The sequence below is a fragment of the Ruminococcus sp. RTP21358st1_G6_RTP21358_211008 genome (assembly GCF_040908885.1).
Classification (GTDB): Bacteria; Bacillota; Clostridia; order Lachnospirales; family Lachnospiraceae; genus Blautia_A; species Blautia_A faecis.
Map to the genome: position 1 here is coordinate 1 of NZ_JBDGDM010000019.1, position 24445 is coordinate 24445.

Consider the following 24445-nt stretch of genomic DNA (forward strand, 5'->3'; position numbering starts at 1 on the left):
TTAGTCGCAGTTAGTCATTAGCTTGCCGGAACGTTGCGACGCGCGGCGGTGAATATACATTGTGAAATCGCGTCCGGAATAATGACCAACACACTAAATAGCAATCGTAAAAGTTTTCGAAAAAATTTAAAAAAATTATAAAATTCCTATTGACTTTTGTCCTACACTTGATATATAATACATCTTGCGTTGAGGAAATAACAAATCAACGAAATAGGAAATGCGCCTTTAGCTCAGTTGGTAGAGCACCTGACTCTTAATCAGGGTGTCCAGGGTTCGAACCCCTGAAGGCGCACTGAAAGCACTGTTTTTGCGGACAAAGCGATTGCCGCGGGGACGGTGTTTTTTTGTGCCCTTAAAGCCAGTAAAATCAACTCTTGCCGCTTCACATCCTTCTCTAATCAATCTCTCCAATCGTTCCGACTCCAGTTCCAATACCTGTCCACCCATAATCTCACCAATTCCTTTCTTCACCCGGAAGGATTCCTTGAAAATATAATCTGCAATTCTGTCAATCAATTCAATCAGATCTCGATAGTGTTTCTCTTTTCCCACATCCAGAAGTTCTTTCTCCAGTCTTTCCCCGATAAGTCTATATTCCTCCATCAATTGCTGAAATATGCTATCGTCTTCATCAATTTCTTTAACTCGGAAAACTCCGATATTTATCTTTTGTAAAGTAAAAAATCTCTTCCTCCTTATGCCCTATTTTACATGAAAACATTTTATTTTTCTATCCCAATTTTTCAGAAACCTAGAGCGTGTTTGAAAAATCATCCCAGCAATCTGCACGCCCCACTTTGTGGGAGATTTTGCCGAAAGCCTTTTTCAAACACGCTCTAATGCAAAATATTACTTTAAGCTTGAATCTCTTAAATAAAACCAATATACTCATATTAGAATTTTTCTGTATCGTCCAAGAGGTCGAAGCTGCTTCTGCAAAAATGAACAAACTTCAGGTTATACAAAAAATTAAGGAAGATCAGAAAACAAAGGAGGAGAAGAAATGCTTGAAAAAGGAAAAAAATTTTTAAACATCTGCTTAAGCACGTTCCTGTTGCTGTCAATAATATTCCTGTTCAGTGTACAGAATGTAAAAGCAGAGGAAGAAACGGATACGATCAATCCAGATGAAATCCAGATGTCAGTAGACAGCCTGCTCACAGGCATCAGCTCCAAAGGATTTCATCCAAGCAAAAGAAACTATCTTTCCATTCGTGCTGGAGTATCATTTAACACCGAACAGGACCTTGAGGGCACAGCCATCAATGTACGTCTTAGGATTCTAAACAAATCTGGTAAATATGTTTATGAAAAAACATACAAAAACATTGGCGGAACAAATTTCTGGGGCGATCCGGTCACTTCTTTTGAACATAAAACCATTCGCCTTGACTGGAACGGAAAACCCTCAAAAGGAAATGAAGCTGGGAAAAAGCCCACAGCCTACGCATCAAATGGCACTTACAAAGTTGAGCTTTTCTATTATGTAGAAAAAGACCAGATCTGCATAAAATCTGTCACCAAAACCAAAAGTTTTAAAGTATCTTCCAAAGCCCCATCCGGAAGCAAAGGTCTCGCAGCTTCCACCACAATTCCAGAATACACCGGAGTCGATACTGTAGACTACATGGCAGAAAAAATGATCCAGTCAGCCAAAATAAAGCTCACTATGAGCCAGGATGAAAAAGTTCGACGTATCTACCACTGGATGACTGTAAACTTCAAGCATAAACACGCCGATGAATTTGTAAAAGCCAAAAATTACTACGATCTCACCAGCACCAAAGCCCAGAAGCGGATTAAAAACTACAAGAAAAAGACTCTCCAGAACTACCAAAACGGCAAACTTATTTTCGGTGGCTCCTCCTGGTCATCCTTTATGGCTCCTTATATGCAGAAACGCGGCGGAGTCTGCAGCGACCAGGCCGCAATCTTTGTCATCCTCTGCAACCACGTAGGCGTAGATGCCGGTGTCTGCAACGGCTACTATAAGAATCTGGATGGCACCAGAGCCGGCCACAGTTGGAACTATGCCATCGTAGATGGTAAAAAATATTACTACGATGTAGACGTAGAAATCCAGAACTACAGTAAAGGTCAGGGCGATTACTACTGGTATAAAAAAACCTTAAAACAGGCAAAGAAAAATCATATCTTCCAGTAACGCCAAAATAATATCAAAAACATTATAAAGAAAGCCCTTTGCAGAGGAAATTTTCTCCGCAAAGGGCTTCTTAATATAATTCCATATTTTACCAGAATCTCATTGTAACTTCTCTATAGTTTTTCGGAGCTTCAGACAAAATATGCCCTGTAATGAACAATTTATTTTGTCAGACATTTTATGTTTTTTATCTCTAATTGTAATATTTTCCGCGAATATTCTATAATATTTTGATTTTGTAAAAGTCAATACCTTTTTGCCGATTTCTGTCGAATTTTACATTTTCATAACAATAACCAAAACATTTGTTTCGATTCCCATTATGTAAATCAACTCATCCACATGCTTTTCCATGTGGATAATGTGGATAACTTTGTGCATAACTTGATTTTTCAACATTTTTTCATATTTTTGAAAGTGGAAAACTTTCTACCTATTAATTCACCTATCCACATTTTTTTTAAGTCTTTGTGCAATCTGCTAATTTCAACACTTTTCGACATTTTCCCTTGCAAAATATCGTATTTACAATACCTTACAAAATACACACAAATCAATTTTATTCTCTCACCATTCCCCTTTGTATTGTGGCATGGTTACCGTTCGCAACCTTCACAGTAACAAGCTTCGCAATGCACAAAAATCATGCTTTGCATGATTTCGCGCCGCAATTCTCGGGTTTTCTGCGAACCTTGTTCAAAAAAGCACCTCGCGGAATGTTATCAGCGAATAACAACGTGGCAGACTCCCGTCACTGTACAAAAAGGCCGGGGAAACCTTCCCCGGCTGTAAATGTCAGAACAGGATAACCGGATTTCATATCCGTTTTATCAAATGCTCCGCTCCCTCACTCTTATTCACTAAAGAAGCCGTCCGCTTCAATGTAAGTTCCTACTCCCACAGGCGCCTCATAATCATAGTTGGAAATCTTGATTCCAGACGCAGATGTACTTGCATGGATAATCTGTCCAGTTCCAATGTACAGTGCCACATGGCTGATTCCGCTTCCATAGAAAATCAGATCTCCTGGCTCCAGATCTTCCACGCTTTTTTTCGCTGATTGATTATACTGATCTGCTGCTACTCTGGGCAGTGAATAGCCAAACTGTGCAAACACAGACATTACAAACCCGGAACAGTCTGCTCCGTTTGTCAGACTTGTCCCACCGTAAACATAAGGATTTCCCTCAAACTGCAGCGCAAAATCCACGATTTGCTGACGAAGCTCTTCCTCAGAAAGTACCTCCTCTGCCTCTGCAGTCTCTGTCATCCCAGCTACAAATGCCTCGCCCGCCTTTTCCACAGCAGCCTTAGTCGCTGCAAACGCAGTCTGTGGAAAAATCATCTGAGAACAGACCGTTATACACATTGTCATTCCGCAGATCAGTTTTTTCATTTTATTTTTTAACATTCATACACCTCTCAATTTATATAAAATCGCCCTTCAAAATGTTACATTTATATTAAGCATATGTAACAATTACGCATAATATCACAACAATCTGTTACCGTCAATTTTGCTCCCACAAATAAAAAAATCGCCTTTTCCGTGAAATCCAACAACTTCCCCATGACATCCCCAACTAATTTCGTCATTCCCGTCAGTCTTGTACACAAAATACACATAACCTTAAAGCCATGGAACCAAATATTTCGCATACTACACTGAAATTCTCAATAATATAGTAGAAATCCCCCAGAGCAGAGGGCATCCTATGTCAAACAGACCAAAATTCACCGCCGCTATTCTGGCTTTTTTTCTTATTATCTGCTTCACATTTTCCTGGCTTTTCAGTCATGTCTTCTCCGAAAATGCCCGCTTCGAAAACTTCGCGGAGTCCATATTTGAAAAAGAGGTTTCCGGAAACGCCCTGAATCTTCATTATTCCCTGGCTTATCCGGAAAAACAGGGCATCTCACGCCCCCGCGCTACCCTTGGCACAATACATCCCAACAATGAAAAAGCCTCTGCCCAGTGCCAGGAATATGTAAAAAAGCTGAAAAAATTTTCCCAGTCAAAGCTCAGTACTTCCAATCGCCTGACCCTTGATCTGCTCCTCCTTTACTACCACACCGAAGCCTCTCTGGGCGACAATTATCTTTTGGAAGAGCCGCTTAGCCCAAGCCTCGGGATCCAGGCGCAGCTGCCTGTACTGCTGGCGGAATACTCCTTCTACACCAATCAGGACATCACCGACTACCTGAATCTGCTCTGCAGCACAAAAGAATATTTCCAGAGCATTCTCGCCTTTGAACAGACAAAATCTGATGCCGGATTTTTTATGTGCGACGAAACTCTGGAACGCATTCAGGACCAATGCCGTGCTTTTATTCAAAACCCGGATTCCAATTATATGCTGGAAATTTTTTCTCAGAAACTAAAAGCCTATGGAAAGCTTTCCGAAAAGGACCAGGAACAGCTGAACCTGACCCATAAACAGATTCTGAAGGAAAAGGTTCTCCCCGCATATCAAACGCTGATAGAAGGTCTGGAGCAACTTCGGGGAACAGGCAAAAATACCGGAGGCCTGGTCAATTTTTCCGGTGGAAAGGAATATTACCAATATCTTCTAAAAAGCCAGGTGGGAATCTACATACCTGTGGAAAAACTGGAAAAGCGCCTCACCCAGCAGCTTTCCACCGATTCTCAGGAAATTTCAGAACTTTTGAAACAGCATCCACAACTTCTCACATTGCTAAATGAGAAAATGGATTTGCCAGATATGGAGCCCACACGGGTCATGGAGCTTCTGGAAAAAAATATTCAGCAGGATTTCCCCTCCACTGCTTCTGTAGATTTCGAAATCCGGTCTGTACATAAATCCATGGAAGAATTTCTCAGCCCGGCGTTTTACCTGACACCGCCAATGGACACAGGAGCGCCAAATGTTATTTACATCAATCATGGACGGCAAATTTCCAATCTGGAGCTTTTTACCACGCTGGCGCACGAAGGCTTCCCCGGTCATCTTTACCAGACCGTTTATTTCGGACGACAAAGTCCATCCCATATCCGGTATCTCATCGATTACAGCGGATACGTGGAAGGCTGGGCCACTTATGTGGAAAGTTATGCGTATGATTATGCCGCAGATTATCTGTCTGCCGGCACCTTATCCTCACAGGAAGCTTCTGCCTGCACGCGACTTTCCTGGCTGAACCGCAGCGTGAATCTGTGCATTTACTCCCTACTGGATGTGGGAATCCATTACCACGGCTGGACTCCTGCGCAAGCCGCCCGCTTCCTGAATCTTTTCGGAATCCGTGATGCTGCTGTCACGGCCGAGATTTACCGATATATCACCGAAACACCTGCTAATTATCTGAAATACTATGTGGGATATCTGAATTTTCTGGATCTGAAAGAAGAACAGCAATCCCTCCTTGGCGAAAACTTTGATCTGAAAAGTTTTCATCAGAAGATACTGGAAATCGGCCCTGTGCAGTTTCCGGTTTTGCGAAAATACATGAACGAGAAATTATGATTGCCTCTGAAGCTGCAGTATTTTCGCCCGGCTTCTGCCTGCCAGATCCACGCGCAATATTACCCGAAAATTCCCGAAATGCTGTAACATTTTTTTAAATATTTATGTAATAACTTCTTTCTTTGAGCACAATAATTTGCTATAATGAACTCACATTGAAAATATGCAGGAGCAATCTGATTTTCTGATCCTGCTGGTCATATTTTCCTACATTAGAGAAGGGCAAAATCATGAAAAAACGAGATAATCTCCCATTAAATTATAAAGAACGACTGAATTCCAGAACCAGCTTTCTGGTATCCGTCGCGGTTCTGGTGGTTCTCTGCCTGGTGTTTAACCAGATGGACTACACCATGATCCGCCAGCCAGCTGCCCAGGCGAAAAAGGCAGCTGACTTACAAAAACAGAAGGAAGAAGAGGCAGCTGCCACCACCCAGGAAGTCACTACAGCCACAGTTCTTGCAGTTGGGGATAACCTGGTTCAGCCAAGTCTTCTTGCATCCGGTCAGTCAGAAACCGGCGCCTGGAATTATGACAGTGTTTATGCTAATCTGAAATCCGATATACAGGCTGCCGACATTGCTATGGTCAATCAGGAAACACCTTTCACCACAGACCACAGCGCAGTCAGCGGTACCGCGCCTTACGCCACTCCTACAGAGGTTGGCGACGCACTTATAAATGCCGGATTTAATGTAATCACATCTGCCACAGCACTGATCGATGACAATGGTTCTTCCATGATCAACGAAACTTTAAATTACTGGGAAACCAGCCATCCGGATGTCACTCTGGTTGGTATTCATAAAAACCAGTCCGGTATAGACGCTCCGAAGATTGTAGAAATTAACGGAATCAAGATTGCGTTCCTTAACTATACCTTCCCGTCATATGGAAGCCAGACTGTAAGCTCCGGCGACAGCACCGATAATTCTGATGGTTCTGCAAACGACTCTGCCAGCTCGGATACTTCCGACAGTTCAACAGGAGATGCAGACAGTTCTGGAAGTACAGATACATCCACTTCCGGAAAAGGCTCTATGATTGACACGTTCAGCACTGCCGATGTTGCAGCCGCCATCAAACAGGCCAAAGCTTCCGCAGACTGTGTGATTTTCTCTGCAAACTGGGGCAAGACCGAAGAACCAATGCCTACCGAATACGAAAAAGAATGGGCCAACTTCCTTATGGAGCAGGGTGTTGACGTTGTGATCGGAACCAATCCGAATGTGCTCCAGCCATATGGCTACCTTACAGATGACTCTGGTCACAACATGCTGATCTACTACTCCCTTGGCAACTTCGTTACCGGTCAGGAAACACTGAAGCAGCTTCTTGGCGGAATGGCAGCCTTTACCATTCAGAAGACTGTAGACGGCGACCAGACCAGCATCCAGATCCAAGATGCCACACTGACACCGCTGGTTATGCATTACAGCTACGATACCCTGGAATATGCACCATATAAGCTGGACGATTATACAGACGCTCTAGCATCTGCACACAGCGTCCGCCAGTCCATCGGAGATGAGTTTTCCCTGGAAAACCTTCAGACAAAATATGATGAAATCATGTCCATGAACGTCACACCATCTACTAAGACGGATCTTCTGGATGTCACATTTGATTCCGACGGAAATATGCTGGATTCCAACGGAAATTACGTGGAGGATAATGATTCCATCACCTCCTCCTGGTACTATCAGACACTTGCCACCCAAAGCAGTTCCAGTTCTGACGGCTCTGGATCAGACAATTCCGGAGCAGACGCATCTGATGACAATTCAGAAGGTTAAATGTCACTGTTCACCGGTAACGTTCCGCGAGGTGTTTGTGTGAACAAAGTTCATACAAAACCCGAAACCTTTGACGCGAAATCATGCGAATGCATGATTTCTATGCATTACGAAGAGCGTTTCTGTGAACAGAGTTAGCAGAACCAAAAATAAATTACGCCCCATACCAGGTTCAATATTACTAATGACAAAATCTGCAGTACTATTATATATAGGCTGCAGATTTTTGTTATTCCGGCATTCCAAACATTTTTTTGTCATCAAATGGCTGGTATACAATTCCTATTTACTGCAAATCAGATAGTATCTATGTCTTATTGTCACGAAAACCAGTCATTTATCACATATAGGTTGTTTTTTCAGACAAAATCAGATAAAATTTATAGTAGAGTAGTAACGATTCCGCACATTCACAGTGATATCCTTCTGGATACACAGAAATCATGTTTTATACGATTTCGCGCCGCATTTCTCGTTTTTTCTGTGAACTTCGTTCACAAAAACACCTCGCGGAATAATGTCTGCTGAATCGTTATGTAGAATAATTAATAAAATCATTCTCGGACAATGACTGTACAAATTAACGAAACCGCTATGTCTGCTCACACAGACAGCGCCAGATATGAACCCCATGGTTTCTGCGCTAGAACCTGCTATTGGAATCAGGTGGCATTCGTTTACATAATTTTTCCAGTCATTGACCGGTCAAAAAGAAAGGAGTTACAATATGGGACTTATTAAAGCAGCACTTGGCGCCGCAGGCGGTACACTTGCAGATCAGTGGAAAGAATTTTTCTACTGTGATGCCATCGACAATGACGTTCTGGCAGTAAAGGGTCAGAAGCGCACATCCAAACGTTCCTCCAATACCAAGGGAAGCGACAACATTATCACCACCGGATCCGGAATCGCAGTCGCAGACGGACAGTGTATGATGATCGTAGAGCAGGGCAAGATCGTTGATATCTGCGCGGAACCAGGCGAATACACCTACGATGCTTCTACCGAGCCAAGTATTTTCTCCGGAAATCTGGGCGACGCCATCATGAACACTTTCCACACCATTGGCAAGCGTTTCACATTCGGCGGTGACACTGGCAAAGACCAGCGTGTTTACTATTTCAATACCAAAGAACTGGTGGACAATAAATTCGGAACTCCGAACCCGATTCCATTCCGTGTTGTAGACCAGAACATCGGACTGGACATTGATGTTTCTGTCCGCTGCAGCGGTGTTTATTCCTACCGCATTGCAGACCCGCTTCTCTTCTATTCCAACGTCTGCGGAAACTTTGAACAGCAGTACGACAGAGAACAGATCGAGGGACAGCTGAAAACAGAATTTATCTCAGCTCTTCAGCCGGCATTTGCCAGCATTTCCCAGCAGGGAATCCGTCCAAGCGCACTTCCGGCTCATGCAATGGAGCTCTGTGATGCCATGAACCAGGCTCTCACCCAGAAATGGAGTCAGCTTCGTGGTCTCGTGATCGTATCTGTTGCCATGAATCCAATCACTCTTCCTGAGGAAGACGCTCAGATGATCAAAGAAGCTCAGCGTATGGCTATCCTCCGCAATCCTGCCATGGCAGCTGCTACTCTTGCAGGAGCACAGGCAGACGCCATGAAGACAGCAGCAGGCAACGCCGGCGGTGCCATGACCGGTTTCATGGGCATGAACATGGCAGGCATGACAGGCGGTTTTAACGCACAGAATCTTTACGCTATGGGACAGCAGCAGGCAGCTCAGGCACAGCAGATGGCCCAGCCACAGCCAAATCCGGCCGTATCCCAGGCTCAGGCAGGCGGTTCTGCTCCGGCAGCTGACCAGTGGAAATGCTCCTGCGGTGCTATGGTTTCCGGTAATTTCTGCCCGGAATGCGGCGCGAAAAAGCCTCAGACACCTGCAGCAAATGCAAGCTGGACCTGTTCCTGCGGCGCTGTAAATACAGGCAAATTCTGCACCAACTGCGGTTCTCCTAAACCGGCTATGAAGCCTCGGTACCGCTGTGACAAGTGCGGCTGGGAACCGGAAGATCCAACCAATCCACCAAAATTCTGTCCGAACTGTGGCGATCCATTTAATGAAAACGATACCCAGTAAAAAAGCAGCATAAAAGGAGATGAACTATGTCCGATTTACTTGAATATAAATGCCCCTGCTGCGGCGGAGCAATCGAATTCAACAGTACGCTCCAGAAGATGAAATGTCCTTACTGCGACACTGAATTTGATATGGAAACCGTCAAAGAATTTAACGAAGCAGCAGCTAACCAGCAATCTGATGAATTGAACTGGGAGAGTGCTTCAGACAACTCCTGGAAGGAAGATGAAGCCAGCGGAATGTCCGTTTACATATGCCAGTCCTGCGGCGGAGAAATCGTTGCCGATGAAAGCACAGGTGCTTCCTCCTGCCCATTCTGCGGCAATCCGGTAGTAATGTCCGGCAAATTTTCCGGTACCCTGCGTCCGGATTTTATCATTCCGTTTAAGCTGGACAAAAAGGCAGCCAAAGAAGGTCTGACCAAACATCTTCACGGCAAGATCCTTTTACCCAAAGTATTTAAAAAGGAAAATCACATTGACGAGATCAAAGGTGTTTATGTGCCTTTCTGGCTTTTTGACACCGACGCTTCTGCAGATATCCGCTATCATGCCACCAAGACCCGTTTCTGGAGTGACAGCGACTATGATTATACGGAAACCAGCCATTACTCTGTTTTCCGTGCTGGAAACATCGGGTTCGACCAGATTCCGGTAGACGGTTCTTCCAAAATTGACAATGATTTAACAGAGTCTCTGGAGCCTTACGTAATTTCCGAGGCTGTGGACTTTGCCACTCCTTACCTGGCAGGATACGTTGCGGACAAATATGATGTATCCGCAGAAGAATCTGCTGAGCGCGCCAACCAGCGTGTAAGAAAAGCCGCTGAGGATGCTTTTCGCGATACGGTCATCGGTTATGACAGCGTTACCCCTGAAGATACCCGTATTCAGTTAAAAGGCGGTAAAACCCACTATGCCCTTTTCCCGGTATGGCTTCTTTCCACCACCTGGAAGGGCAACCACTATCTGTTCGGCATGAACGGACAGACTGGTAAATTTGTAGGAAATCTGCCTGTAGATAAAGGTATTTTCACTAAATGGTTCCTTGGACTTACTGCAGGTTTTTCCGTTGCTGCTTACGCCATTGCATGGCTGATTCACACATTTTGTTAAGGAGGAACATGCCATGAAAAAACAATCATTTGGAATTATTCTGGCGGCAGTGCTGGGAGCAGGAAGCCTTTTCAGTGCAGTTATTCCAGGCACGGATGCGCTTTTTACTACTGCTTTGCCAGGTACGGGAGCTGTTACGGTACAGGCCGAAGCTTCCAACAGCTTTGGCGGATCCGGCAGTGAGGAAGATGACTCTTATCAGGACTTTGCAGCCTCCGAATTTTCCCTTGTCCTGGACGAGGCGGATCTTCTCACAGATGAAGAAGAATCCCAGCTTCTGGATAAGCTGGAAGCCATCACCGGGGAATACAATCTGGAAGTGGCAGTTGCCACAGTAGAGTCGAAAGACGGCAATGAGATGAACTACTTTACAGATCATTTCTTCGATGAGAATGGTTACGGAACCGGCGAAAACCACGACGGAATCCTGTTCATGGTCAGCATTGGCGACCGTGAATGGCACATTACCACCCACGGATATGGTATGACTGCGTTTAACGATGACGGACTTGCTTATCTGAAGGAAAATGTAGAGCCTCTGTTAAAGGATGAAAACTTCTACGGCGCTTTCGATACCTACGCAGATCTGTGTCAGGATCTGTTGGAAATGGCTGCTAACGGGGAGCCTTATACAGAGCCCTTTTCTCCCATATGGATTCTCATTTCCCTGGGAATCGGTCTTGTGCTTGCGTTTCTGTGCACCATGGGCATGAGAGCCCAGCTGAAAAGCGTACGGACACAGGACAGCGCAGTGGATTATGTGCGCCAGGGAAGTATGGCACTGACAAGATCAAACGATATTTTCCTGTATCACACAGTTACCAAAACAGCGAAACCGAAGGATAGTGACAGTTCCTCCGGCGGCTCAGACAGCGATCACGGAGGTACAGGCGGAAGCTTCTAAAAAGATTCCTTCTTGCAGAATTGCACTGCGGCAGGTCGCCTCGAACGACACCTCCCCTTCCGCCGCAGTGCAATCCTGCCCGGTAATAGGAAATTCCAACAACATTTCCTATTACAACATAAAAAAGAACTCGATTCATACATGGCAAATAAATGTACTTAGAGCCTCTTTGAAAAAGACTCCCGCATTTATTTACTTTGAATCGAGTTCTTTTTATATATCAGCTAAACGGACATTTCACCTGCCGGCAGCATCACCATATAGGAAAGCCAGCCGGATCAGTCGTCTTCCATCTCCTCTTTCTTCTTTGCAGTCTCAAACACATAGTCATTTCCCGGAAGAACGGCGTTCAGCAGGATTCCTACAATTGCAGCAAGTGCAAGTCCTGTAAGAGTAATATGTGCGCCTGCGATGGTAAATGTAAGTCCATCGGAAATGCCAAGACCACAAACCAGGATAACCGCTGTAATAACCAGGTTACGAGAACGTGTCAGGTCTACTTTGTTCTCAACTACATTACGGACACCAACAGCAGAGATCATTCCATAAAGAATAAAACTGATACCACCGATGATCGCAGACGGAAGGGAACTGATCACCTCAGCCATCTTCGGGATAAAGCTGAGGATAACTGCATAAATAGCAGCCAGACGGATTACCTTCGGGTCGTAAACACGGCTCAGAGCAAGAACACTGGTGTTCTCTCCGTAAGTTGTATTTGCAGGTCCACCGATCAGTGCTGACAGAGAGGTTGCAAGTCCGTCACCCAGAAGTGTACGGTGAAGCCCCGGGTCTTCGATGAAATTGCGGTCAACCGTTGCGGAAATAGCAGAAATATCGCCAATGTGCTCCATCATGGAAGCAATTGCGATCGGTGCCATTGCAAGGATTGCAGTAATGTTAAATTTGCAGAGGAAGAATTTCGGAACACCTACGATCGGCGCACTTGCTACTCCTGCAAAGCTGAGGATAGCACTTCCATCTGCGTTTGTCATACCCAAGGCATTCATGATCAGGGCAACCACATAAGAAACAACAATACCCATCAGAATCGGAATAATACGGAACATTCCAACGCCCCAGATGTTGAAGAAAATAACAGTTCCAAGTGCGATCAAAGCAAGGATCCAGTTCTGGGATGCGTTGCTGATTGCAGACGGTGCAAGGCTAAGACCAATACAGATAATAATCGGACCAGTTACAACCGGAGGCAGATAACGCATGACGCGCTTTACGCCAATTACCTTAACGATCATTGCAAGTACCAGATACAGAAGTCCTGCTACAAACACACCACCGCATGCATATGGAAGCTTCTCTCCATAAGACATGTTGGCAAAAATTCCGGTGTCAAGCTCTGCAACGGTGGCAAATCCGCCAAGAAATGCAAATGATGATCCTAGGAATGCAGGTACCTTCAGCTTAGTCAGTACATGGAACAGAAGTGTTCCAAATCCGGCACAGAACAGGGTTACCTGAATGGATAAGCCCTCGCCGTGAAAATAGTTGTTTACCAGGATCGGCACCAGAATGGTAGCGCCAAACATGGCGAACATATGCTGGAGCCCCAGAATCAGCATCTGTGGGATTCCCAGCTTTTTGGCATCATAAATGCCCTCAACTCTGAATTTCATAAATATAGTTCCTCCTTTTCCCTTAGAGCGTGTTTGAAAAAGGCTTTCTGCAAGATGTGCGTCACAATTTGTGGGAGATTTTGTCCGGATGAAGGCGCCGTAGCGGGCTACGGCAACTGAATTCGGGCAAAATATACCGCAAAGTGGGGCGTGCAGATTGCGGGAATGATTTTTCAAACACGCTCTAGCGCCTGTTCACGACCTGACTGGTAACGCGCTTCACAATGCACAGAAATCATACATTCGCATGATTTCTTCCAATACGGTCTATACTGTGAACAGCAATCTTGTTATAGTATAAAGTATGCGACAATTTTTTACAATTATTGACTTTCTATAGAAAGTGCGATATGATTTTTACAGTATTCCCATAAAGCATTTTCAATACGCTATAGAGCCTATTTGAAAAAAGTTCTGAAGGGATTGTTAGTTCCTGTTCACTGGTAACGTACCGCGAGGTGTTTTTTGTGAACAAAGTTCACTGAAAACCCGAGAATGAAGTTTGCGCAGCAAACGCTACTTCTTGTGCTTGTCACAAGAAGGTTCGTCTTTCTGTGCATCGCGAAGCGTATTACTGGTCACGGAGTGAACAGTAACGATTGTTGTTGCATAGGGCAATGGCAACTTTATCACACTACGGAGGTTTTTATCATGTCAAATTTTTCAGATATGGACAATGTTTTTATTATGGACCACCCGCTGATCCAGCATAAGATTTCCATTCTTCGTAATAAGGAGACCGGAACAAACGAATTCCGCAAACTTATTGAGGAGATTGCAGTTCTTATGGGTTTTGAAGCTCTTCGCGATCTTCCTCTTGAGGATGTTGAAGTTGAGACTCCTATTGAGACTTGCAGAACTCCTATGATTTCTGGTAAGAAGCTTGCTGTTGTTCCTGTACTTCGTGCAGGTCTGGGTATGGTAAATGGTATCACCACTCTGGTTCCGTCTGCCAAGATCGGTCATATTGGTCTTTACCGTGACCCGGTTACTCATGAGCCTCATGAGTACTATTGTAAGCTTCCGGATCCTATCGACCAGCGTCTCATCGTTATGGTTGACCCCATGCTTGCAACTGGCGGCTCTGCTATCTCCGCTGTTAACTTTATCAAACAGCATGGTGGAAAGAGCATTAAATGCATGTTCGTTATCGCTGCTCCGGAAGGTCTGAAACGACTTCACGAGGTGCACCCGGATGTGCAGATCTATGTAGGCCATCTGGACAGAGAACTGAACGACCGCGCCTATATCTGCCCGGGACTTGGCGACGCAGGCGACAGAATTTTTGGTACTAAATAGATTTTTGACCAGAGCATATTTTAAAAAGGCTGAATTCCGGAAATTATCTCATTTCCAGAATTCAGCCTTTTTTGCCCGATCATGCTTTTTCCATCTTCGCCTTATACTCTACGCAAAGCATGGTAATATCATCAAACTGCGGTGCCTCTCCCACAAAAGCATCAATATCTTTTTTCACTTCAGGCAGAATTTCTGATGGTACTCTGTCTTTTACACGGTTCAGAACCTGCTCCAGACGCTCCATTCCATAAAGCTGATTTTCTACATTTGTAGCCTCAGTCACACCATCTGTATACTGGAAGATCATATCTCCCACATCCAGCGTCATACTGCCAGCTTTATAGTTCATATCTTCAAATCCGGCGAGTACAAAGCCCGGACGGATCTTATATGCCTCAAAACTGCCGCCTGATTTACAGATAAATGGCATTTCATGGCCAGCATTTACGAAACAGAACTCTCCTGTCACCAGATCCAGAACACCTTCAAAAGCAGTGATAAACAAACCTTCACTATTCGCCTCACAAAGAAGATTATTTACCGTAGAGAAAACCTCCCCCAAATCTCTTCCTGATGTGGTATGATCCTTGATAAGCGTTTTTCCAATGACCATAAAGAGCGCTGCCGGAACACCTTTTCCAGATACATCGGCCATAACAATTGCCAGATGTGTCTCATCCACCATGAAGAAATCGTAAAAATCACCGCCAACTTCCTTTGCAGGTGTCATAGTTGCATAAATATCAAATTCCTTACGATCCGGAAAAGCCGGGAAAATACATGGCAGCATGGATGCCTGAATATTCCTGGCGATATCCAGCTCAGTGCCGATTCGCTCCTTCTCAGCAGTCACTTTGGACAGATTGGCAATATAATTTTCAAGCTCTTCCATCATAAAGTTGAAAGAGTCACTTAGTGCCTCGATCTCATCACCAGTTTTCATGGTAATTCTCTGATTCTCAAACTTTCCGCTCTCTGTAATCTCCTGGGTAAAATCAGCCAGCCTGCTAATCGGTCTGGTGATTGTCTTTCGCACAAAGACAATATACGCAGCCATCGTCACTACGATAATGCAAAAAGAAATCAGAAACATATTGATAAGAAAGGAATTCAGATAATTCCTGACCTCTTTCATATCCAGAATATACTGAATTTCTGCCAGAGCCTCTCCATTCTCATCCAGGATCACCGAAATGCCCGTGTAATTATAGCCATAGCTGTTGTCCGTCACAAGCGGATGATCCACACCTTTATTCTGCTGATACTGGTTCCATATGGTAATATATTTCTCCATGTCAGCAGGATCATCAGGATTTGCAGCATCCGTGTACAAAATGTCACTTCCATAGGCGATCTGATTCGCAGGATCATCTCCCATTTCCTCCACCAGGGCATCTATGTAGAAATGAACACTGTCTTCATCCGGAACAACCAGAGACAGATATGTAACATCGCCGTCCTTTTTCAGCTTGTTGAACAGCGTAACCATTTCCGAGTATTCTTCTGTCTTGTCCCCGCCTTCTGCCAGGATTTTCTTCACATCCGGAACAGACATCATATCTGCAATACTGTTGCTGTTCGTCATTACCCTCTGTGCATATAGATTTTCCAGATAGGATCTGGAGCTTCTATAGCTGAAAAGAGAAATGGAAATGGTAAGGATCACACCGATCACGCCAAGTGAAAGTATAAATTTAGGAAGAAGTTTTATTTTCATTTGCAATTCCTTTCCTTAATTTTCTTAAAATAAACCTCTGCATCACACTTGCAGCGTCCTTTGCAATATGGACAATAAAGTTCCTTTTTATTATACCAGATCATCTTTGCAGAAAAAAGATGAACAAACTTACATTCCTGAAGTGCCTTTTCCAGAGGAACTTTACCGCCTGCATTCCAGCAAATGATAAACACTTCCCCTATGCCCTTCTCCGCAAACTGATTCAATGCATAGTTCATAAGCCCAACTGCCAGACCCTGTCTGCGAAATGCTTCTTTTATTCCTACTGACTGGATCTTGCCAACAGGTGCCAAAGTATCCTGCTGGCATACCTGTTGGATTTTCTGTTCCGTAAGCCTGGTATCCTCTGCAATCTGCTTCTCATTGGTAAGATAGTAATAAATATATCCTGCAAGTTCTCCTTCTGCAGTTCTCAGCAGAAGAAATGCCCGTTCACTGCTTCCAATGGCCTGCTCAAGTTCTTCTTTCTGATACAGATTTTCGCCTACGCACCGGTCCATAAGCTGCAGTGCTTCCTCAATATCCTCTTTTTCCAATGAACACAGACAAAATTCTCTGCCAGAAGCCCCAAGCCTCCCTGTCTTTTGTGTCATAAGCTTCCCTTCTCACAGGACATAATCTGCATGCCCATTGTAATCTCCGATTCCTCACTCAGAATCAGCTGCTGAAGCTCTTCATAATTCTTCTTCAGCCAGTTCTGCCAGTCCTGATATTTTCTGTTATCCGGTTCTTCTGCCAGCAAAATTTCCACATCCTCGGGCAAATAGGAAAAAAAGGTCTGGAAAATATCTTCTTTTTGCTGCTGTTCACCTTCGGCAGCGGAAATCCCCTTGCACCAGACATGGATATGATCGTATCCGCAGTTGGTCAACCAGCCGGGAACGGCCTGGCCGGTTTCTCTTTTTCCTGCGTATTTGTCCTCTTTTAAGATATCCAGAAACTGTCCAAGAAGATTCTTTTCATCTGGAGCCAGAGTGGATATACGGTCATTGCTTTCTGTGATAAAAATCACTCCGCCTTTTTTCAAAAAATTCTCCAATGTGCGAAGCAGCTTTTCCCCATCATATAAATGCATTAATACAAAAGAAAGACAGATCAGATCAAATTCTCTGTCTTCCGGTTCTGCGCAGAGCTTCTGAAAATCCGCTGAAAACGAATCCCGATCCACATCCATCTGATAAAAAGAAAATTTAGTATTTCCGAACTGACTGTTGGCTCTTTCCACAAGCTGCTGATTATACTCCAGGCCAATCACCCTGGAAATCCTGTCATCTGAAAAGCGGTGAAAGGTTCTGGTGCCATCATTGCAGCCAATATCCAGAACAGAAAGTTCTGATTTCCCCTTAAAAAAATGCTCTAACGCAGGTTTCTCTGCCTGTGACAACAGCAAATTCTGTCTTCTCAGTCGTTCCCTCTCTTTTTCTTCCTGAAATACTAACTGACTTTGCACTACTTGTCTCCTTGTCCGTCAAAATTTACGCTCTGAATAATAACCGCTTCGCATTCTCTTCCGTCACTGCAATTACTTCTTCTGCAGTAATTCCCTTGATCTGAGCCAGGGCTTCTGCAACATAGGGCAGATTCAAGGAAGAATTTCTCCTGCCTCGGTTGGGCTCCGGTGCCATGTAAGGGCAGTCCGTTTCCAGAACGATCTGGGACAGCGGCGCTATGGCAGCTACTTCTTTCAGCTTCTTTGCATTTTTGAAAGTAAGCACGCCGCCAATGCCAAGATAAAGTCCCATTTTCAAATATTCCGCCGCAATCTCCTTACTGTAGGAAAAACAGTGAATGATTCCGCCGGACATATCTTTTTTCATATATTCCTTTACAATCTCCAGAGTGTCCTCGGCTGCATCCCGGCTGTGGATCATAAATGGCAGCTTCTCCTCCCTAGCAATGTCCATCTGCGCCCGGAACATCTCCTGCTGCTGTTTATGCTCTGCCTCTTCCTTATGCCAGTAGTAATCCAGACCGATTTCTCCGATGGCGACCATTTTCTCCATATGGGAAAGACGCCGGATCTCATCCAGAGTATCCTGTGTCATAATTCCTGCATCGTCGGGATGAACCCCCACTGCGCCATACACAAAAGGATACGCTTTCATCAATTCCAAGGTCCCGCCAAATCCCCCGACGGACGCGCACACATTTACAATACAGCCCACTCCCCCGTCTTTCATGGAAGAAAGGATCTGATCTCTGTCTTCGTCAAATGCCTCATCATCATAATGTGCATGTGTATCAAATATCATTTTTCTGCCTCATTTTTCTTTGCGATACAACAATTATAGCATACTAAAATCATACCAGTAAAGTGTTATAAACCTCTTTTTGGAAGTTCTATTTTAGTTGTTACTGTGAATAGAACGAACATCGAACTATTTTAAACACAATTTCAAAAAAGCAAAAAATACTTGATAATTCAGAAGATTCGACAGATAATGTGGAGCTTGAAAAAATTGATATTCCTTATGTCCAGGTACCAGGCGGTGGCATTTTTGCATATATAAACGGAGACAGTACCGGAAAAACAGTTCTTCTCAGATCCGACATCGATGCACTTCCCATACTGGAATCCGAGACCAATCTTAAGAATAAAAAAATATGTATTTCAAAAAATCCTGGTGTTATGCATGGCTGCGGCCATGACGGCCACATTGCCATGCTTCTTACCGCCGCAAAAATACTGAAGAATATGGAAGCTTCCCTAAATGGACGCGTTGTCCTTATATTTGAGGAAGGAGAAGAAGGACATCGGAATATAGAAAAGCTTCTGGCTTATATGGCAGAAAAGGACATGAAGTTTGACACCTGCTACGCCTCTCATGTGCGTTAGGACATTCCCACAGGAAAACTTTCCTGCTGCCAGGGTTCTGCCATGTCAGGCCTTTACCACTTCGTACTTGAAATAAACGGAAAAGGCGGACACGGTTCCAGACCGGATCTTGCTCACAGTGTAATTGACTGTTTCCATGACATATATTCCAACCTTGATACACTCCGGTTAAAATACATAAAACCCAACACCGTTCTGACCTGGTCTCTGGGCTCTGTCAATGCAGGAGCAACCTTTAACCTGATCCCCGACAAGCTTACCTGCGAGGGAAGCATCCGAATGATGGATCGAAGCAGCGGAGAAGAATTTATCAAAGAATTTGAACGAATTGTTGCTGCAATTTGTCCTCTTAATTACTGTACCTACCAGTTTAAATTGCTGGAACAGCTTTTACCTACAGAGAACTATCCTGCATGCAGAAAAACCTATATTGATTCTATCAAGAAACAGATCGGCGAAGATGTCATATATGATTGTGAGCCATGGATGGCATCTGAAACCTTCAGTTATATGTGCAGCCTGTTTCCAGGTGTAGAAACCTTCGTGGGAATAAAAAATGACGAATTAGGTTCCGGCGCTAATCACCATACCCCGGAATTTGATCTGGACGAGGACGGACTTACCTATGGTACTGCCGCTGCCGTCAGCTACGTTTTGGAATACTTTGAAAACACGCCTGATACTTCTGCTTTTGAACCTGCATACAACAGCATCAGCGAACTGATCGCCACATTTGGTCAACAGCCAGGAAGTACCGAATATATGGATTTGATGCTGAACAGCAACAATTTCGGAATTGACGGTACTGCAGAGCTGCTTGCAAATGTAATTCGTAAAAATTTCGGATTATAGATCTTCCTAGAGCGTGTTTGAAAAAGGCTTTCTGCAAGATGTGCGTCACAATTTGTGGGAGATTTTGTCCGGATGAGGGCGCCGTAGCGGGCTACGGCAACCGAATTCGGGCAAAATATACCGCAAAGTGGGGCGTGCAGATTGCGGGAATGATTTTTCAAACAGGCTCTAATGTACTTATGCTGACTCACGCCGCATATTTTACAGATCAGGCACTGGAAGATATGGTGCACAACTCTCTGATTGTAACAAGCCAATATTTTAAAACTATGAAAGAGCAGCCATAAGCAGTCTTCGTCAGCCCAAAAACTAAGAATCCCCTCCACAAAAGCAACTGCTGCATAGTGGAGGGGATTCTCATTTACTATAAAATTTATGGATATTTACTGCCTTGCACAATTTCCAGCTTCCCCGGTCATAATCTCAATACCATGGTCAAGAGCTCCAATAATGTATTCCAGACTCTCCTTTACTGCTTTCGGACTGCCTGGAAGATTAATGATCAGAGTCTTTTTCCGGATTCCGGCTGTGGCGCGGCTGAGCATGGCGCGTTTTGTGATCGTCATGCTGTAGGCGCGGATGGCTTCCGGGATTCCCGGAACCTTACGTTCTGTGATATCTTCGGTGGCCTCCGGCATAACATCCCGCGGGGAAAAACCTGTTCCACCAGTAGTCAAAATCAGTTCTGCCTGATTCTCATCTGCGATTTCCGCCATTCGTCTGGAAAGCATGGCACGATCATCCGGAAGAATATCCATAGATACTACCTGATAGCCTTCTCTTTCTGCGATTTCCTTAATTGCCGGACCGCTTAAATCTTCCCGCTTACCCTGAAATCCCATATCACTGGATGTGATAATTGCTACTCGTTTCATTTTTCTCCCCCCTTCGTTTTTATTTCTTTGAATAAAAAATCTCCACTCTTACCGCCAGTTTTCTCTACCAGGTGAATATCCGTCATCACCATATGCTTGTCGATTGCCTTGCACATATCATAAATTGTAAGAAGAGTCACCTGCACACCGGTAAGTGCTTCCATTTCCACGCCTGTTTTACCGTCTGTCTTCACAGTGCAAAAAGTGCGGATAATTCCATTTTCTTTTTCAATTTCGAAATCAATGGTACATTTGGTAACCGGCAAAGGATGGCACATAGGTACCAGATCCGAGGTGTGCTTCACAGACATGATCCCGGCAACTCTGGCAACGCCAAGAACGTCTCCCTTTGCCACAGTGCCTGCAGTAAGATGCTCCATGATTTCTGCTCCAACCTGGATAGAACCTGTTGCAATTGCAGTTCTGTGGGTAATCGGTTTATCCGAGACATCCACCATAACAGCATTACCATTTTTATCAAAATGGCTTAATTTATTACACATAATTCGTCCCTTTTTATAACAATATTAACCTATTGTATTATATTCCGGCTATATCAGATGGACGCTTCCGGTCAAAATCAGCAGATTTCAGATCCTGCCGGCATATTTTTTTCAGGGCTGACTACGCATACATTTCCCTCAGCATCCTCTGCGCAAAGGATCATTCCCTCACTAAGAATTCCTGCAAGTTTCGCTGGTTTTAAGTTGGTTACTACCATAACCTTTTTGCCAACCATTTCCTCTGGTGTATAGTAAGCCTTGATTCCAGATACGATCTGGCGAACCTGGCTTCCGATCTTAACCTGAGAGCAAAGAAGTTTCTTGGATTTCTTCACTGCCTCACAGGCAATAACCTCACCAACCTGGAACTGAAGTTTTGCGAAATCATCAAATGTGATCTCTGGCTTCGCCTCAATATCTACAACCTTCTCCTCTGGCTTTTCTTCCTTCGGCTCTTCTTTCGGTGGATGAAGCTCGTTTACTTTTTCCATAACTTCTTTGATGTCCATACGGGCAAAAAGGATCTCCGGTTTATCTGTTACCTTGTTTCCTGACGGATACAGTCCAAATGTCTTCAGATCCTCAAGAGTTCTCTCTGAAGCATTTAACTGACCAAGGATTCTCTTTGTTGTGTCCGGCATAAAGGACCCAAGAAGAGTGGTTCCAATGCAAATGCCCTCAACCAGATTGTAAAGAACGGTTGCAAGACGATCCTGTTTGGATTCGTCCTTTGCAAGTGCCCATGGCATTGTCTCATCAATATATTTGTTGCAGCGTTTGAAAATAGTGAACACTTCTGTGATGGCATCTGCTACACGAAGTTTCTCCATCTTTGCATCAACCTTTGCAGGAACAGAAAGAATGAAGCTCTTCAGATCATCGTCAACAGGTTCTGTTACGCCTTTATTCTCTACCACGCCGCCAAAGTATTTGTTTGACATGGAGATGGTACGGTTTACCAGGTTTCCAAGAGTATTTGCCAGCTCGGAATTCATACGCTCTACCATCAGCTCCCAGGTGATCACACCATCGTTGTCAAACGGCATTTCATGAAGTACGAAATAACGGACAGCATCAACGCCGAAGAAATCAACCAGCTCGTCTGCGTAGATAACGTTTCCTTTGGATTTGCTCATTTTTCCATCGCCCTGGAGAAGCCACGGATGACCGAATACCTGCTTCGGAAGAGGCAGATCCAGTGACATCAGGAAGATTGGCCAGTAAATAGTATGGAAACGGATGATATCTTTTCCAATAAGATGAAGGTCGGCAGGCCACATCTTGTTAAACAGTTCAGAATTGTCTCCATCGCAATCATAACCGATTCCGGTAATATAGTTGGTTAGGGCATCCAGCCATACATATACAACATGCTTCGGATCAAAGTCTACCGGAATTCCCCATTTGAAAGAAGTTCTGGATACGCACAGATCCTGAAGTCCCGGAAGAAGGAAGTTGTTCATCATCTCGTTCTTACGGGATTCCGGCTGAATGAATTCCGGATGTGTCTTAATGTGCTCAATCAGACGGTCTGCGTATTTGCTCATTTTGAAGAAATAAGCCTCTTCTTTGGCTGGTACGCATGGGCGTCCGCAGTCCGGACATTTTCCATCTACAAGCTGGGATTCTGTGAAGAAGGACTCACATGGAGTACAGTACATTCCCTCGTACTCTCCCTTGTAGATGTCCCCTTTTGCATACATTTTCTTGAAAATCTTCTGAACCTGTTTCTCATGGTCTTCATCTGTGGTACGGATGAATTTGTCATAGGATGTGTTCATCAGATCCCAGATGCTCTTGATCTGACCGGATACGTTATCAACGAATTCCTTAGATGTAACACCTGCTTCTTCTGCTTTCAGCTCAATCTTCTGGCCATGCTCGTCAGTTCCGGTCTGGAAAAATACGTCGTAGCCCTGCTGTCTTTTATAACGCGCAATGGCGTCTGCCAGAACCGCCTCGTAGGTATTGCCAATGTGCGGCTTGCCGGATGTATAGGCAATGGCTGTGGTGATGTAATATTTTGGTTTACTCATTGTATTTCCTCCTTTTCTGTGTAACAAAAAGAGCTGGTTAAACTTCTCCTTCCTGTCACAACATAAAAAAACGTCTTCTCAAATATACTGAGAAGACGAGTTATCCCGTGTTACCACTTCTATTCATTCCCGCCTCACGGTACAGATGGAAAAACCATCTTCGGGAATCTCACCGGGTACCTTCATACCCTTACGCTATAACAGGCGTTCCTGTCGCAGCCTAAATTACTTCAACTGCGCCCCTCCAAAGCCATCTTCCATCTGTTCCATACACACCCCCTCTCAGCCTGGAAAAGCAACTCTTAACTGCTCATCTCCCGGGGGATTCTCTGTAATGCGGTACGCAAATGTACTCTCTTTTTCTATGGGTTTGGCTTATAAATTCATATAAAAGAGCGTATCACATTTTAATGGGTTTGTAAACCCAAATTTATCATTTTACAGCGATGCAATATTTATAATTTTAGTGTAAATTTAGCCAAATTACTATTGACAAATTTGCAATTATCTTGTATATTAATATCAGTAACAATTACTATTATTGAGAGAAAGGAGGAATCAGATGGCCACATTGAAATACAGCCGCCAGAGAGAATCTATTAAGGAGTTTCTTACTGGCAGAACCGACCATCCCACCGCTGATTTTGTTTATGAGAATATGAAGCAGATTTATCCAAACATCAGCCTTGGAACTGTATACCGAAACCTCTCTCTTCTCGCTGATCTGGGTGAAATACAGAAGCTTTCCAGCTTTGGCGGAGCAGACCGATTCGATGCCCGCACCGTTCCCCATTGTCACTTTATGTGCACCCGCTGCGGCAGAGTGATGGACGTATTCAGCGAACATATTGATAAAAGCCTTGAGAGTATTGCAGCTGACTTTAAGGACGGTCAGATTTCCGATTATAAAGCAAGATTTTTCGGAATTTGCAAGGAATGCCTGAAGGAAGAGTCTCACTAATCAGTTGAATAAATTTTTCATTTTCTGATCATAGCTATTCTGTAGGGAATTACAGCCGCTCGACAAGCAATGGCCACAGCACCAAACTTTAAGTGAACATTCGATCCTGTTAGAAAAAAGTTTCAATAACTCTTGACAAGCAA

22 protein-coding genes, 1 tRNA gene, 2 pseudogenes and 1 other annotated feature are annotated in these 24445 nt (G+C 44.2%); of the genes and pseudogenes, 14 read left to right on the top strand and 11 right to left on the bottom strand.

The window, feature by feature from the left end:
* Positions 1-222 precede the first annotated feature (222 nt).
* Positions 223-295 (top strand) — tRNA-Lys (locus AB5Z12_RS09220).
* A gap of 410 nt (positions 296-705) precedes the next feature.
* On the opposite strand, the gene AB5Z12_RS09225 is transcribed toward AB5Z12_RS09220, so the two are convergent.
* Positions 706-792: a hypothetical protein gene (locus AB5Z12_RS09225; RefSeq protein WP_368357037.1), complete on the bottom strand. Its 87-nt coding sequence runs from the start codon at positions 790-792 to the stop codon at positions 706-708.
* On the opposite strand from AB5Z12_RS09225, the gene AB5Z12_RS09230 reads away from it, so the two are divergent.
* Together AB5Z12_RS09230 and AB5Z12_RS09235 are read left to right on the top strand one after the other, a co-directional pair.
* Positions 762-1034, top strand: a complete 273-nt coding sequence (locus AB5Z12_RS09230) for a hypothetical protein (RefSeq protein WP_173735395.1) — start codon at positions 762-764, stop codon at positions 1032-1034. The genes AB5Z12_RS09225 and AB5Z12_RS09230 overlap by 31 nt on opposite strands.
* Positions 1007-2167: a transglutaminase domain-containing protein gene (locus tag AB5Z12_RS09235; protein ID WP_148463727.1), complete on the top strand. Its 1161-nt coding sequence runs from the start codon at positions 1007-1009 to the stop codon at positions 2165-2167. The genes AB5Z12_RS09230 and AB5Z12_RS09235 overlap by 28 nt, the downstream gene beginning before the upstream one ends.
* An 853-nt stretch (positions 2168-3020) precedes the next feature.
* Here AB5Z12_RS09235 and AB5Z12_RS09240 read toward each other — a convergent pair.
* Positions 3021-3578: a C40 family peptidase gene (locus AB5Z12_RS09240; RefSeq protein ID WP_148463726.1), complete on the bottom strand. Its 558-nt coding sequence runs from the start codon at positions 3576-3578 to the stop codon at positions 3021-3023.
* Positions 3579-3882: 304 nt separating this feature from the next.
* On the opposite strand from AB5Z12_RS09240, the gene AB5Z12_RS09245 reads away from it, so the two are divergent.
* The 5 genes from AB5Z12_RS09245 (at position 3883) to AB5Z12_RS09265 (ending at position 11568) form a co-directional block, all read left to right on the top strand.
* A complete protein-coding gene (locus AB5Z12_RS09245) occupies positions 3883-5652 on the top strand; it encodes a DUF885 domain-containing protein (RefSeq protein WP_148463725.1) in 1770 nt (589 codons plus the stop codon).
* 230 nt (positions 5653-5882) lie between these two features.
* Positions 5883-7448: a CapA family protein gene (locus tag AB5Z12_RS09250; RefSeq protein WP_148463724.1), complete on the top strand. Its 1566-nt coding sequence runs from the start codon at positions 5883-5885 to the stop codon at positions 7446-7448.
* Between the two features lie 727 nt (positions 7449-8175).
* Positions 8176-9549 carry an SPFH domain-containing protein gene (locus AB5Z12_RS09255; RefSeq protein ID WP_148463723.1) on the top strand — a complete coding sequence of 458 codons (1374 nt, stop codon included), beginning with the start codon at positions 8176-8178 and terminating at the stop codon, positions 9547-9549.
* A 26-nt stretch (positions 9550-9575) separates the two neighbouring features.
* The gene (locus AB5Z12_RS09260; RefSeq protein ID WP_118579330.1) at positions 9576-10664 is read left to right on the top strand and encodes a hypothetical protein; all 1089 of its coding nucleotides are present in this window, start codon (positions 9576-9578) and stop codon (positions 10662-10664) included.
* Positions 10665-10677: 13 nt separating this feature from the next.
* Positions 10678-11568 carry a TPM domain-containing protein gene (locus AB5Z12_RS09265; protein ID WP_148463722.1) on the top strand — a complete coding sequence of 297 codons (891 nt, stop codon included), beginning with the start codon at positions 10678-10680 and terminating at the stop codon, positions 11566-11568.
* 278 nt (positions 11569-11846) lie between these two features.
* On the opposite strand, the pseudogene AB5Z12_RS09270 reads toward AB5Z12_RS09265, so the two are convergent.
* A pseudogene (locus tag AB5Z12_RS09270) lies at positions 11847-13319 on the bottom strand (solute carrier family 23 protein); the annotation flags it as partial.
* Here AB5Z12_RS09270 and AB5Z12_RS09275 point away from each other — a divergent pair.
* Positions 13257-13415: pseudogene (locus AB5Z12_RS09275) on the top strand (DUF6783 domain-containing protein). The pseudogenes AB5Z12_RS09270 and AB5Z12_RS09275 sit on opposite strands and share 63 nt — an antisense overlap.
* A 456-nt stretch (positions 13416-13871) precedes the next feature.
* On the top strand, positions 13872-14501 hold the full coding sequence (gene upp, locus AB5Z12_RS09280; RefSeq protein ID WP_118579383.1) for a uracil phosphoribosyltransferase: 630 nt from the start codon (positions 13872-13874) through the stop codon (positions 14499-14501).
* A 79-nt stretch (positions 14502-14580) separates the two neighbouring features.
* Here upp and AB5Z12_RS09285 read toward each other — a convergent pair whose 3' ends face one another.
* From AB5Z12_RS09285 to AB5Z12_RS09300, 4 genes are read right to left on the bottom strand one after another with little or no spacing between them, the layout of a single operon-like run.
* Positions 14581-16218, bottom strand: coding sequence for a SpoIIE family protein phosphatase (locus tag AB5Z12_RS09285; RefSeq protein ID WP_243271365.1), 1638 nt, complete (start codon positions 16216-16218; stop codon positions 14581-14583).
* Positions 16215-16832 (bottom strand): GNAT family N-acetyltransferase, encoded by a 618-nt coding sequence (locus AB5Z12_RS09290; RefSeq protein WP_195409632.1) that lies wholly within the window; start codon positions 16830-16832, stop codon positions 16215-16217. Before AB5Z12_RS09290 ends, AB5Z12_RS09285 begins: the two co-directional genes overlap by 4 nt.
* Positions 16829-17689, bottom strand: coding sequence for a class I SAM-dependent methyltransferase (locus AB5Z12_RS09295; RefSeq protein WP_368357036.1), 861 nt, complete (start codon positions 17687-17689; stop codon positions 16829-16831). The genes AB5Z12_RS09290 and AB5Z12_RS09295 overlap by 4 nt, the downstream gene beginning before the upstream one ends.
* 25 nt (positions 17690-17714) lie before the next feature.
* Entirely contained in the window at positions 17715-18491 is a 777-nt protein-coding gene (locus AB5Z12_RS09300; RefSeq protein WP_368357035.1) for a TatD family hydrolase, read from the bottom strand.
* Between the two features lie 191 nt (positions 18492-18682).
* On the opposite strand from AB5Z12_RS09300, the gene AB5Z12_RS09305 reads away from it, so the two are divergent.
* On the top strand, positions 18683-19075 hold the full coding sequence (locus AB5Z12_RS09305; RefSeq protein ID WP_173769705.1) for a M20/M25/M40 family metallo-hydrolase: 393 nt from the start codon (positions 18683-18685) through the stop codon (positions 19073-19075).
* Positions 19076-19117: 42 nt separating this feature from the next.
* A complete protein-coding gene (locus AB5Z12_RS09310; protein WP_173769704.1) occupies positions 19118-19927 on the top strand; it encodes a peptidase dimerization domain-containing protein in 810 nt (269 codons plus the stop codon).
* Here the strand turns inward: AB5Z12_RS09310 and AB5Z12_RS09315 are convergent.
* Positions 19813-20067: a DUF6783 domain-containing protein gene (locus AB5Z12_RS09315; RefSeq protein ID WP_306797120.1), complete on the bottom strand. Its 255-nt coding sequence runs from the start codon at positions 20065-20067 to the stop codon at positions 19813-19815. The genes AB5Z12_RS09310 and AB5Z12_RS09315 overlap by 115 nt on opposite strands.
* Between AB5Z12_RS09315 and AB5Z12_RS09320 the strand changes: the two genes are divergently transcribed.
* Positions 19966-20214: a DUF6783 domain-containing protein gene (locus AB5Z12_RS09320; RefSeq protein ID WP_173769703.1), complete on the top strand. Its 249-nt coding sequence runs from the start codon at positions 19966-19968 to the stop codon at positions 20212-20214. The two genes, AB5Z12_RS09315 and AB5Z12_RS09320, sit on opposite strands and share 102 nt — an antisense overlap.
* A 96-nt stretch (positions 20215-20310) precedes the next feature.
* Here AB5Z12_RS09320 and AB5Z12_RS09325 read toward each other — a convergent pair whose 3' ends face one another.
* The 3 genes from AB5Z12_RS09325 to metG all read right to left on the bottom strand — a co-directional run bounded on the left by AB5Z12_RS09325 (position 20311) and on the right by metG (position 23341).
* Positions 20311-20802, bottom strand: a complete 492-nt coding sequence (locus AB5Z12_RS09325) for a molybdenum cofactor biosynthesis protein B (RefSeq protein ID WP_195478498.1) — start codon at positions 20800-20802, stop codon at positions 20311-20313.
* On the bottom strand, positions 20799-21305 hold the full coding sequence (gene moaC, locus AB5Z12_RS09330) for a cyclic pyranopterin monophosphate synthase MoaC (RefSeq protein ID WP_118577929.1): 507 nt from the start codon (positions 21303-21305) through the stop codon (positions 20799-20801). The genes AB5Z12_RS09325 and moaC overlap by 4 nt, the downstream gene beginning before the upstream one ends.
* Before the next feature lie 77 nt (positions 21306-21382).
* Positions 21383-23341, bottom strand: coding sequence for a methionine--tRNA ligase (metG, locus tag AB5Z12_RS09335; protein WP_368357034.1), 1959 nt, complete (start codon positions 23339-23341; stop codon positions 21383-21385).
* A gap of 88 nt (positions 23342-23429) precedes the next feature.
* Positions 23430-23715, bottom strand: a binding site (T-box leader).
* A 188-nt stretch (positions 23716-23903) separates the two neighbouring features.
* Here metG and AB5Z12_RS09340 point away from each other — a divergent pair.
* Entirely contained in the window at positions 23904-24302 is a 399-nt protein-coding gene (locus AB5Z12_RS09340) for a transcriptional repressor (protein ID WP_118577930.1), read from the top strand.
* Positions 24303-24445: the final 143 nt, after the last annotated feature.

Excerpts from the sequence above, each read along its gene's own strand:
- AB5Z12_RS09235 (WP_148463727.1), top strand. The coding sequence starts at position 1,007 with ATGCTTGAAAAAGGAAAAAAATTTTTAAACATCTGCTTAAGCACGTTC.
- AB5Z12_RS09240 (WP_148463726.1), bottom strand. The coding sequence starts at position 3,578 with ATGTTAAAAAATAAAATGAAAAAACTGATCTGCGGAATGACAATGTGT.
- AB5Z12_RS09245 (WP_148463725.1), top strand. The coding sequence starts at position 3,883 with ATGTCAAACAGACCAAAATTCACCGCCGCTATTCTGGCTTTTTTTCTT.
- AB5Z12_RS09250 (WP_148463724.1), top strand. The coding sequence starts at position 5,883 with ATGAAAAAACGAGATAATCTCCCATTAAATTATAAAGAACGACTGAAT.
- AB5Z12_RS09255 (WP_148463723.1), top strand. The coding sequence starts at position 8,176 with ATGGGACTTATTAAAGCAGCACTTGGCGCCGCAGGCGGTACACTTGCA.
- AB5Z12_RS09260 (WP_118579330.1), top strand. The coding sequence starts at position 9,576 with ATGTCCGATTTACTTGAATATAAATGCCCCTGCTGCGGCGGAGCAATC.
- AB5Z12_RS09265 (WP_148463722.1), top strand. The coding sequence starts at position 10,678 with ATGAAAAAACAATCATTTGGAATTATTCTGGCGGCAGTGCTGGGAGCA.
- upp (WP_118579383.1), top strand. The coding sequence starts at position 13,872 with ATGGACAATGTTTTTATTATGGACCACCCGCTGATCCAGCATAAGATT.
- AB5Z12_RS09285 (WP_243271365.1), bottom strand. The coding sequence starts at position 16,218 with ATGAAAATAAAACTTCTTCCTAAATTTATACTTTCACTTGGCGTGATC.
- AB5Z12_RS09290 (WP_195409632.1), bottom strand. The coding sequence starts at position 16,832 with ATGACACAAAAGACAGGGAGGCTTGGGGCTTCTGGCAGAGAATTTTGT.
- AB5Z12_RS09300 (WP_368357035.1), bottom strand. The coding sequence starts at position 18,491 with ATGATATTTGATACACATGCACATTATGATGATGAGGCATTTGACGAA.
- AB5Z12_RS09310 (WP_173769704.1), top strand. The coding sequence starts at position 19,118 with ATGTCAGGCCTTTACCACTTCGTACTTGAAATAAACGGAAAAGGCGGA.
- AB5Z12_RS09320 (WP_173769703.1), top strand. The coding sequence starts at position 19,966 with ATGTGCGTCACAATTTGTGGGAGATTTTGTCCGGATGAGGGCGCCGTA.
- AB5Z12_RS09325 (WP_195478498.1), bottom strand. The coding sequence starts at position 20,802 with ATGAAACGAGTAGCAATTATCACATCCAGTGATATGGGATTTCAGGGT.
- moaC (WP_118577929.1), bottom strand. The coding sequence starts at position 21,305 with ATGTGTAATAAATTAAGCCATTTTGATAAAAATGGTAATGCTGTTATG.
- metG (WP_368357034.1), bottom strand. The coding sequence starts at position 23,341 with ATGAGTAAACCAAAATATTACATCACCACAGCCATTGCCTATACATCC.
- AB5Z12_RS09340 (WP_118577930.1), top strand. The coding sequence starts at position 23,904 with ATGGCCACATTGAAATACAGCCGCCAGAGAGAATCTATTAAGGAGTTT.